Source organism: Agrobacterium sp. NPDC090283 (genome assembly GCF_044769685.1).
In the GTDB taxonomy this organism is placed as follows: domain Bacteria; phylum Pseudomonadota; class Alphaproteobacteria; order Rhizobiales; family Rhizobiaceae; genus Agrobacterium.
In genome coordinates this window covers 87,220-96,185 of the sequence record NZ_JBIVYG010000021.1, presented here as the reverse complement: position 1 = coordinate 96,185, position 8,966 = coordinate 87,220, and the positions used below count along the sequence as shown (strand labels likewise).

The window sequence follows — 8,966 nt, the reverse complement described above, 5'->3', positions numbered from 1 at the left end:
CGGGCGGAGGCCAAAGCCAGCAAACGGTCTCAATCGACCAGGACCCCGACGGCCTTCCGCCCGCAACCCTTATAACACAAGTGCAATACACAGGATCCCTGTGACAAGCACAGGGATGAGGGGTGGAGCGGACGCAAACAGCATAGAACCCTGAAGCACTCCCTCGCCATCCACACCAAATGTCTCCGCCTGCACAGGTGTGAAAATCCGGTTCATCGTCCGTTCAGTGCCGTTTTTTATCATCCCCTGAAATTCAAACGGAACCAGCACGGAGCAAGCATCATGACCGACCAACAGCCTCTTCTTTCGCGCCGCAGTTTTGCCGGTCTCCTGGCTCTCGCCCCGCTTTTTGCGGCGGGCGGCGCGGCGGCGGCGCCGGCAAGCCTGCGCGGCAGCGTCTCCTATCGCGAACGCATCGCCCTGCCGCCGGGCGCGACCGTCACCGTGCGCCTCATCGACGTTTCGCTGGCGGACGCTCCGTCGCAGACGATTGCCGAAACCACCATCCGCCCGCGCGGCCAGGTGCCGGTCCCCTTCGTACTGCGTTATGACGACCGCGACATCCGTGGCCGCCGCTCCTATGCGCTGAGCGCCGAAATCCGCGACCGCGACCGGCTGCTCTTCACCACCACGCGCCGTTATTCCGTCCTGACCGGCGGTCGCGACGACACCGATCTGGTACTGGAGCGCGTCGGCGCGGGTCCGGGCCGGCCGGAGCCGGAAGTCGGTATCGACGGGCGCTGGCTGGTGCAGGAGATCCGCGGCGAGCGGGTTCGCGGCCGTCGTCAGGCGACGCTCGAAATTTCCCGCGAGGGCCGGGTTTCCGGTAATGCCGGCTGCAACGGCATCGGCGGCGAAGTGAAGATCAGCCGCAACCGTGTCGATTTCGGCCGGATGATTTCCACCCAGATGGCCTGCGCCCCTGACATCATGCGTCAGGAACGGCAGTTCATCGAAGCGCTGGAAGGCGCCCGCTCCTTCCGGCTCGAGCCGCGCCGCGGCACGCTGGAACTGATCGACGGCCGCGGCCGCACGGCCATGCGCCTGCGCCGCGCCTGAGGCCGGTAACGCCCCCCCGGTAAAATACCCCGCGCCGCCGTGCTGGCCCTCAACTGTGCTGACCATGGAACATTCCATGTCGCTTCCGGCACGGCGCGCTCTCCTTTCCCGCCCTATGACTTTGGCTGTGTTCGTCTTGCCGCTTTGCTCCGCCGCCGAGCTGCGCTATGGAACGCGCCGAACTGCGCCGGTTGACGCCGGCGCGCCGTCTTTGAGGGAAAACGCATGACATCCTATGTTCTGACCGTAGCCTGCAAATCGACCCGCGGCATCGTTGCCGCGATTTCCGGTTATCTGGCGGAAAAAGGCTGCAACATCGTCGACAGTTCGCAGTTCGATGATCTCGAGACCGGCAAGTTCTTCATGCGCGTCTCCTTCATTTCGGAAGAAGGCGCCTCCCTTCAGGCCATCACCGAAGGCTTTCAGCCGGTGGCGAAAAAATTCGGCATGGAGGCGGATATCTATCCGGACGGCCAGCGCATGAAGACGCTTTTGATGGTGTCGCGTTTCGGCCATTGCCTCAACGACCTGCTCTACCGCTGGAAGATCGGTGCGCTGCCGATCGACATCGTCGGTGTCGTCTCCAACCATTTCGATTACCAGAAGGTCGTCGTCAACCACGACATTCCCTTCCACCACATCAGGGTGACGAAGGAGAATAAACCCAAAGCAGAAGCCCAGCTGATGGACCTGATCGAGACCAGCGGCACGGAACTCGTCGTGCTGGCGCGCTACATGCAGGTTCTCTCCGATGACCTGTGCCGCAAGATGTCTGGCAAGATCATCAATATCCACCATTCCTTCCTGCCCTCCTTCAAGGGCGCCAACCCCTATAAGCAGGCCTATGAGCGCGGCGTGAAGCTGATTGGCGCAACGGCACACTACGTGACCGCCGATCTCGACGAAGGCCCAATCATCGAACAGGACACGGTGCGCATCACCCATGCCCAGAGTGCCGACGACTATGTCTCGCTTGGCCGCGATGTGGAAAGCCAGGTGCTGGCCCGGGCCATCCACGCCCATATCCACCACCGCACCTTCATCAACGGCAACCGCACCGTCGTCTTCCCGCCAAGCCCGGGAAGTTATGCTTCCGAGCGGATGGGGTGAAACCTTCGTCATTGACGAAATGACAACCGCAGTTTACATTCGGTCATGTTTACGATCCGGGAAACAAACGAGTTTGCCGATTGGATGGCGGGTCTGCGCGATGTGCAGGCGCGTGCCCGCATCGCACGGCGCGTTTACCGGCTGGCAGACGGCAATCCCGGAGATGTGAAACCCGTTGGCGAAGGCGTCAGCGAACTCAGGATCGATCTTGGCCCCGGATATCGGGTCTATTTTGTCCGGCATGGCGATGTCGTCATCATATTGCTGTGTGGTGGCGACAAGGCGTCTCAGACCCGCGATATTGCCAAAGCCAAGAAACTGGCCAGAGCGCTCAAGGAGTGAGAACATGCCACTTGTGACACGCGATTACGATGCTGCTCGCTACCTTGATAGTGACGAAGCGCTTGCGGCTTACATAGCAGACGCCACCGAGAGCGGCGACGCACAGGAACTTGCCCATGCTCTGGGCGTCGTGGCGCGGGCCAAGGGCATGACCGATCTTTCCAGACAGACCGGCCTTCCCCGCCAGACTTTGTACAAGGCGCTCAGCGGCGAAGGAAATCCTGAATTGGCAACGATTGCCAAGGTAGCTGATGCATTGGGCTACAGGCTCTCGCTGGTGGCGAAGTCATCCGCGGATACAGCCGCCTGACAAGCCCGCAGTCTACGATGCCTTTGCCGCCCCACCAAACACCACCCGCGCCCTCAGCCCACGCCCGTCCGCGCCATCCTCCAGCGTAAGCAGCCCGCCGAACAGCCCGGCAATCTCCTCGATGATGGCAAGGCCGAGGCCGGCGCCGGGGGCGGTGTTGGCTTCGCCGCGGGCGAAGCGCTGGCGCACCATGGCGCGTTTTTCCGGGGGGATACCGGGGCCGTTATCTTCCACTTCCAGCCAGACGGCGGCCGTCTCCTTGCCGACGCGCACGGTGACTTCCGCCCCGCGCCCGGCATAGTTGATGGCATTGGAAACGAGATTGCCGATCAGCTCGCCGATCAAAAGCGGCTCGGCGGGAATGATCGCCTCGCCCTCGCCTTCGAAACCGAGATCGATGCCGGCCTCCGCCGCCCGTGGCACGAAATCGGCCGTCACATTCTGCGCCACGGCTACGAGGTCGATGGCGGAAAAATCATGTTTCTCGCTGGAGCCTGCCGCATCGATATTGGCCATGCGCAAGAGCTGGGCGAGGATATGTTCGGCATGCGCCACCGAAGCGCCGCCCTTCAGCGCCGCCGCCTGCGCCTCCTCAAGACTTGCGGCACGGGCGGAAAGCGCAAGCTGGGTGCTGATGATGGCAAGCGGCGTGCGCAGCTGGTGGCTGGCATTGCCGGTGAAATGCCGGAGCGCATCGAGCGCCGATTGCAGCCGCACCATGAAGGAATTGACCGTCTCCACCAGATTTTCCACCTCCACCGGCACGGACTGGCGGATGGGGTGCAGATCGTTCGGGCTGCGCTCGGCGATCGCTTCGCTGAGCCGATAAAGCGGTCTGAGCGAAATCGTCACCGCGATCCAGACGATGATCGCCGCGCCCACGATCATCAGAAGCAGGCGCAGCGCGGAGCGCAGGATGATCGCCTGCGCCAGCTGGCTGCGGGCGATGGTGGTTTCGGCCACCGTGACGGAAAAGGGCACGGAATTGATGCCGGTCGAGGCAAAACGCCTGATGGCGGCGATGCGGATCGGTTCATCGCGGAACACGGCATCGCGATAGACGGGCATATCGCCCGCCGGGTTCGCAACCGTCGGCAGGTTCTGGTAGCCGGTGAGGAATTGCCCGTTTGGCCCGTCGACCCGGTAAAACACACGGTCCTGTGCGGCCGATGTCAGCATTTCCAGCGCCACATAGGGAATGTCGACTTCCAGCGAGCCGTCCTCGGCCACCACCACCCGCTCGGCAATGGCGAGCGCCGAACCTGAAAGCACCCGGTCGGAGACGACATTGGCGGTACTGACCGCCTCGCGCCAGGTATCGGTGAGCGCGACACAGCCGATGATGGCGGTGGAAATGAGAAGCCAGCCTAAAAGTCGCCGCCTGAGCGAATAGGCGGCCTGTCTCATTCAGCCATCTCCGGCAGCTTTTCGAGATAATAACCGATACCGCGCGCCGTCTTCACCGTCAGCCCGTGGGGAGCGAGACGCTTGCGCAGGCGGCTGACATATTGCTCGATGGCATTGGCGGAAATATCGTCGTCGAAGCCTGTCAGCGACTGCACGATGGCTTCCTTGGCGACGACCTTGCCGGCCCGCATGAACAGCACTTCGAGCAGCGCCACCTCGCGCGCGGGAATATCGAGCGGTCGCCCATCCGCCGAAAAGGTGCGGGAATTGAGATCGAACAGCACCTTGCCGAAACTGAGGGCGGAGGAGCGCAGCCCGGCATTGCGGCGCAGCAGCACCCGCACCCGCGCCTCGAATTCGGTGATATCGAAGGGCTTGATCATATAGTCGTCAGCGCCGAGATCGAGCCCCTTGACCTTTTCCTCCGGCGTGCCGCGCGCCGTCAGGATCAGCACCGCCGCCTTGTCCTGGCGCGAACGCATGGAGCGCAGCACCTCGATGCCGTCCATCTCCGGCAGGTTGAGATCGAGAATCACCAGATCGAAACTTTCAGCCGCAATCGCCGCATCAGCGGAAGCGCCATCGGAAACCACGTCCACCGCATAACCGCTGCCGCGCAGCAGCGCCGACAGCCCCTCCGACAGCACCTGATTGTCCTCGACCAGCAAAATACGCAAATCTTCCCTCCCGCAGCATGCGCAAGTTTAACCAAGCCGCCGATCACGCTTCAAGTCATAAGCTTGATAAACTTATGACTTGAAGCGTGATCCGGCTTATAAAATTGGAGCGGGATTTGAAACGAAAACCGCTGACACCTTTCGCAATCCCGCTCCGGCGCTTGTGAATGGCAAGCGCCTGCGGCATGATCTTTTCCATGCGTATCTGCCTTCTTCTTTGCCTCTGTCTTTGCATGGCCTCACCCGCGCTTGCGCAGGTGGCCGTTTTTCCCGCCCCATCAGGCAAGGCGGATGCTGAAACGCTGGTGGTCTATTCCTCGCTGGATGAACCGCTGGCGACGCCGATGATCGAGGGTTTCCAGAAGGCCAATCCCGATATCGCCGTCCATTATGAGGATATGCTGACGGGCGAGATTTACGACCGCATCGTCAAAGAAACCGACGCCGGCAAAAAGACCGCCGATTTCGCCTTTTCCTCGGCCATGGATCTGCAGGTGAAGCTGAGCAATGACGGTTACGCCCAGCGCTCGGATCTCGCCATGAGCGCCCGCTGGCCGGCCTGGGCGAACTGGCGCAACACGGCTTACGCGCTGACCTTCGAGCCGGCGGTCTTCGTTTATCACAAGCCGAGTTTCACCACGGAGAAGCCACCGGCCACCCGCGCCGAATTCGTCGATTATCTCGAACGCCACGCGAAAGAGGTGCATGGCCGCATCGCCACCTATGACATCGAGCGTTCCGGTGTCGGCTTCCTGTTCATGTCGCGCGATCAGGAGCAGTTCGGCGATATTTGGAGCGTCATCAAGGCCATGGGCGCGGCGGGCGTGAAGGTCTATTCCACCTCCTCGGCCATTCTGGAGCGCGTGTCCGATGGGCGCTTCGTGCTGGGCTACAATATTCTCGGCTCCTATGCGGCGGACTGGGCCTCGCGCCACCCCGATGTCGGCATCGTACTGCCGAAGGACTATACCGTCGTCATGTCACGCATCGGGCTGGTGCCGGAAGCCGCCGCCAACCCGGCGCTCGGCCGCCGCTACCTCGAATTCTTCATGTCCAAGGAGGGCCAGACGATCATGGCCCGGCAATTGCAGATTCCCGCCGTCAGCCCGGAAGTGGCGGGGGAGAACACCGCAAACACCATGCAGGCCATCCACGGCGCGCAATTGCGTCCCGTCCCCGTCAGCCCCGGGCTTATGGTCTATCTGGACCAGGTCAAGCGCAGCCGCCTGATCGAGCGCTGGAACGAGGCGCTGCGCTCGCAATAGGTTCAATACGCTTCAGATAACGGAGGCACGCCGGGTTCGGGCGGCAAATCTTCGGCTCTTTCGCGGGCGAACCAGCTTTCAAGAAGCGCCAGCAATTGCGGCGCGAGCGGAAGCGCATCGATATCGCGCATATCCAGAAGCGCCGGCTGCCCCTCACGGACCGAGAGGTGATGGATCATGTTCGGCACCACATGAAATTCCGTCGGTGCGAAAGCCAGCCGGGCCAGACGTTCGGCGCTTTCGGGGGTGCATTGCAGGTCCTTTTCACCGGCGATCAGCAGCATGGGGCAAGGCACGGCGCGGTAGAGACCGTTGACGTCCAGATCGATCAATTCCCGCAGCCAGCGGGCGCTGACGCGCGTGGGGCCGAGACGCACGGTGCCGCCGTCAAGCTTGCGCACATGCGCGAGCTTCCGCCGCATGTGCTGGCCGTAAGGGCCGACGATACGACGCGCGAGGCGCAGCAGGATACCCAGCAGGCCGGGCACGCCGGGCAATTCGCGGTCTATGCCTTCCGCCTGATTGATCAACATGGTTTCCGCGCTGTCGTCGAAGGGGCAGAGCTGGACGAGAGCGCGCGGCGGGTGGGCGAGGCTCGACGCCAATTGGGCGGCAATGGCAGTGCCTTCGCTGTGACCGAGCATGTACATGCGGCCGCGATCGCCAAAGGGCGCGAGGGTGAGCGCCTCCCAGCATGCTTTGGCGTCTTCGACAAAGTCCCGATAGCCGGCAGCGAGAAAATTGCCGCCGCTGGAGCCGGCGCCCCGCTTGTCATAACGGTAGCTCGCAACGCCATATCCGGCAAGCGCCCTGGCAAGCTTGGCGTAAAGGCCGGCGCCGCTTCCGCCCACATTGCCGTCGCGGTCGACCTGGCCGCTTCCCTGAAGAATAAGGACGATGGGATAAGGGCCGTCACAGCCGGGCAGGCACAGACTGCCCCTGAGCGCAAAGCCGGAGCGTTCCACATTCCAGTCTCTCTCGGTGAACCCCATTACAATCCATCTTCCCTTCAAGACAGCTTGGCGCCACACGCCGCAGTAGACGCCCGGCGGAAATTAATAGAGAGTAAATGTGCAAGGACTTGCGTAGCGTCAGTTAGATGACAGCTTTTTGTGATGCTCTGCAATCCTTCTTCATTCCGTGGAGGCGGAAGAAGATGCGGGAGGAAATCCAGGACGATTGCCAAGGCTCCACGCTGAGTTTTCAGCGCCGGCACGGCTGCGTCTGAAATCCCTTCCGCATAAACGAAAAACGACGCCCAAAAGGGCATCCTGAGGAGGGTTTTCCAAGTGAAGCATTTTCTTATCGGCACATTTCTGGCGGGCGTGATCGCTCTTCCGGCCGTTGCGGCGGACTACACCATCATCGCGCCGGCCAATCCCGGCGGCGGCTGGGACCAGACCGCACGTTCCCTGCAGACCGTGCTGCAGGAAGAAGGCATTTCCAAGAGCGTTCAGGTGCAGAACGTACCGGGCGCCGGCGGCACCATCGGTCTTGCGCAGTTCGCCAGCCAGCAGAAGGGCAACCCGAACGCGCTGATCGTCGGCGGTTACGTGATGGTCGGCGCGATCCTCACCAACAATGCGCCCGTCACCCTCAAGGAAGTCACGCCGATCGCCCGCCTGACCGGCGAATATGAAGCCATCGTCGTTCCGGCATCCTCGCCGCTGAAGACCATCGGCGACCTCGTCGACCAGCTGAAGAAAGACCCGGGCAGCGTGTCCTGGGGCGGCGGCTCCGCCGGCGGCACCGACCATATCGCCGTTGGCCTGATTGCCAAGGCGGCCGGCGTCGATCCGACCAAGATCAACTACATCGCCTATTCCGGCGGCGGCGAAGCCCTTGCCTCGATCCTCGGCTCGCAGGTTACGGCCGGTATTTCGAGCTATGGCGAATTTGAAAGCCAGGTAAAGGCCGGCACGCTGCGTCTGCTCGCCGTTTCCAGCGAAGAGAAGCTGGAAGGCGTCGATGCCCCGACGCTCAAGGAAAGCGGTCTCGATGTCGTCGTCCAGAACTGGCGCATGGTCGCCGCTCCTCCCGGCCTGACGCCGGAACAGGAAAAGGCCGTTAATGCCGACATCGAAAAGCTGGTGAAGTCCGCCAAGTGGCAGGAAACCCTGAAGACCAAGAGCTGGATGGATACCTATCTCGCCGGTGACGACTTCAAGGCACAGCTTGCCAAGGACACCGACGCCACCGCCGCCATCCTCAAAGACATCGGACTGGTAAAATGAGCCAGGGTTCCAACCCTCTAGAGCATCAAAAGCGCCGCCCTGACTGGGCGGCGCTGGCGATCGCCGTCTTCCTCGTTCTCATCGCCTCAGTGATCTTCTGGGACAGCGCCCGCCTCGCCAGCGTCACCGGTTATTCGCCGGTCGGCCCGGCGACGGTGCCTTACGCCATCGGTTTCTGTCTTGTCGGCCTGGCGCTCTGGACGGCCATTGAGGCCTGGCGCGGTGATTTTCCCGAACGCGACAAGCAGGAAATCGCCCCGGTCATCTGGGTCGTCGCCGGCCTTGCCGCGCAGATGCTGCTGCTCAACGTCGCGGGTTTTTCCATCGCCACCGGCCTGCTTTTCGCCTTTACGGCGCGTGCCTTCGGTAAACGCAAGCTCTGGTATTCGATCCCCATCGGCATCGCGCTCAGCTTCTTCATCTGGTTCATCTTCGCGCGGCTGCTGCAGCTTTCGCTGCCCGCCGGGCCTCTGGAACGGCTGTTGTTCTAACAGCCATTCCGACCAAAATTCGAGATCACAGGAAACCGCAGGCGCGCGATGACGCATACGCCAGCCGTTCC

Annotated in this window: 10 protein-coding genes; 7 read left to right on the top strand and 3 right to left on the bottom strand. The window is 62.2% G+C overall.

Translation table 11 applies throughout. The annotated features are described in order from the left end of the window. Positions 1-282: 282 nt before the first annotated feature. The 4 genes from ACIQUH_RS24105 (at position 283) to ACIQUH_RS24090 (ending at position 2,821) form a co-directional block, all read left to right on the top strand. Entirely contained in the window at positions 283-1,059 is a 777-nt protein-coding gene (locus ACIQUH_RS24105) for a YbaY family lipoprotein (protein ID WP_400819847.1), read from the top strand. A gap of 225 nt (positions 1,060-1,284) precedes the next feature. Continuing rightward, positions 1,285-2,169, top strand: a complete 885-nt coding sequence (gene purU, locus ACIQUH_RS24100; RefSeq protein WP_400819845.1) for a formyltetrahydrofolate deformylase — start codon at positions 1,285-1,287, stop codon at positions 2,167-2,169. Between the two features lie 45 nt (positions 2,170-2,214). Then, positions 2,215-2,511: a type II toxin-antitoxin system RelE/ParE family toxin gene (locus ACIQUH_RS24095; protein ID WP_400819842.1), complete on the top strand. Its 297-nt coding sequence runs from the start codon at positions 2,215-2,217 to the stop codon at positions 2,509-2,511. A 4-nt stretch (positions 2,512-2,515) separates the two neighbouring features. Further along, entirely contained in the window at positions 2,516-2,821 is a 306-nt protein-coding gene (locus ACIQUH_RS24090) for an addiction module antidote protein (RefSeq protein ID WP_149899855.1), read from the top strand. A 12-nt stretch (positions 2,822-2,833) separates the two neighbouring features. Here ACIQUH_RS24090 and ACIQUH_RS24085 read toward each other — a convergent pair whose 3' ends face one another. Both ACIQUH_RS24085 and ACIQUH_RS24080 read right to left on the bottom strand, forming a co-directional pair. Beyond that, positions 2,834-4,228, bottom strand: a complete 1,395-nt coding sequence (locus ACIQUH_RS24085) for a sensor histidine kinase (RefSeq protein WP_400819839.1) — start codon at positions 4,226-4,228, stop codon at positions 2,834-2,836. After that, on the bottom strand, positions 4,225-4,905 hold the full coding sequence (locus ACIQUH_RS24080) for a response regulator transcription factor (protein WP_003491888.1): 681 nt from the start codon (positions 4,903-4,905) through the stop codon (positions 4,225-4,227). The genes ACIQUH_RS24085 and ACIQUH_RS24080 overlap by 4 nt, the downstream gene beginning before the upstream one ends. A 185-nt stretch (positions 4,906-5,090) precedes the next feature. On the opposite strand from ACIQUH_RS24080, the gene ACIQUH_RS24075 reads away from it, so the two are divergent. Further along, positions 5,091-6,170, top strand: a complete 1,080-nt coding sequence (locus ACIQUH_RS24075) for an ABC transporter substrate-binding protein (protein ID WP_400819856.1) — start codon at positions 5,091-5,093, stop codon at positions 6,168-6,170. A 2-nt stretch (positions 6,171-6,172) separates the two neighbouring features. Here the strand turns inward: ACIQUH_RS24075 and ACIQUH_RS24070 are convergent, their stop codons facing one another. Beyond that, complete coding sequence (locus ACIQUH_RS24070; protein ID WP_400819837.1) at positions 6,173-7,162, bottom strand: alpha/beta hydrolase; 990 nt, start codon at positions 7,160-7,162, stop codon at positions 6,173-6,175. A gap of 297 nt (positions 7,163-7,459) precedes the next feature. Here ACIQUH_RS24070 and ACIQUH_RS24065 point away from each other — a divergent pair, with 297 nt between their 5' ends. Both ACIQUH_RS24065 and ACIQUH_RS24060 read left to right on the top strand, forming a co-directional pair. Next, entirely contained in the window at positions 7,460-8,404 is a 945-nt protein-coding gene (locus ACIQUH_RS24065; RefSeq protein WP_400819835.1) for a Bug family tripartite tricarboxylate transporter substrate binding protein, read from the top strand. Next, the gene (locus tag ACIQUH_RS24060; RefSeq protein ID WP_400819833.1) at positions 8,401-8,895 is read left to right on the top strand and encodes a tripartite tricarboxylate transporter TctB family protein; all 495 of its coding nucleotides are present in this window, start codon (positions 8,401-8,403) and stop codon (positions 8,893-8,895) included. The genes ACIQUH_RS24065 and ACIQUH_RS24060 overlap by 4 nt, the downstream gene beginning before the upstream one ends. Positions 8,896-8,966: the final 71 nt, after the last annotated feature.

Coding starts and splice junctions, on each gene's coding strand:
- ACIQUH_RS24105 (WP_400819847.1), top strand. CDS start 283: ATGACCGACCAACAGCCTCTTCTTTCGCGCCGCAGTTTTGCCGGTCTC.
- purU (WP_400819845.1), top strand. CDS start 1,285: ATGACATCCTATGTTCTGACCGTAGCCTGCAAATCGACCCGCGGCATC.
- ACIQUH_RS24095 (WP_400819842.1), top strand. CDS start 2,215: ATGTTTACGATCCGGGAAACAAACGAGTTTGCCGATTGGATGGCGGGT.
- ACIQUH_RS24090 (WP_149899855.1), top strand. CDS start 2,516: ATGCCACTTGTGACACGCGATTACGATGCTGCTCGCTACCTTGATAGT.
- ACIQUH_RS24085 (WP_400819839.1), bottom strand. CDS start 4,228: ATGAGACAGGCCGCCTATTCGCTCAGGCGGCGACTTTTAGGCTGGCTT.
- ACIQUH_RS24075 (WP_400819856.1), top strand. CDS start 5,091: ATGATCTTTTCCATGCGTATCTGCCTTCTTCTTTGCCTCTGTCTTTGC.
- ACIQUH_RS24070 (WP_400819837.1), bottom strand. CDS start 7,162: ATGGGGTTCACCGAGAGAGACTGGAATGTGGAACGCTCCGGCTTTGCG.
- ACIQUH_RS24060 (WP_400819833.1), top strand. CDS start 8,401: ATGAGCCAGGGTTCCAACCCTCTAGAGCATCAAAAGCGCCGCCCTGAC.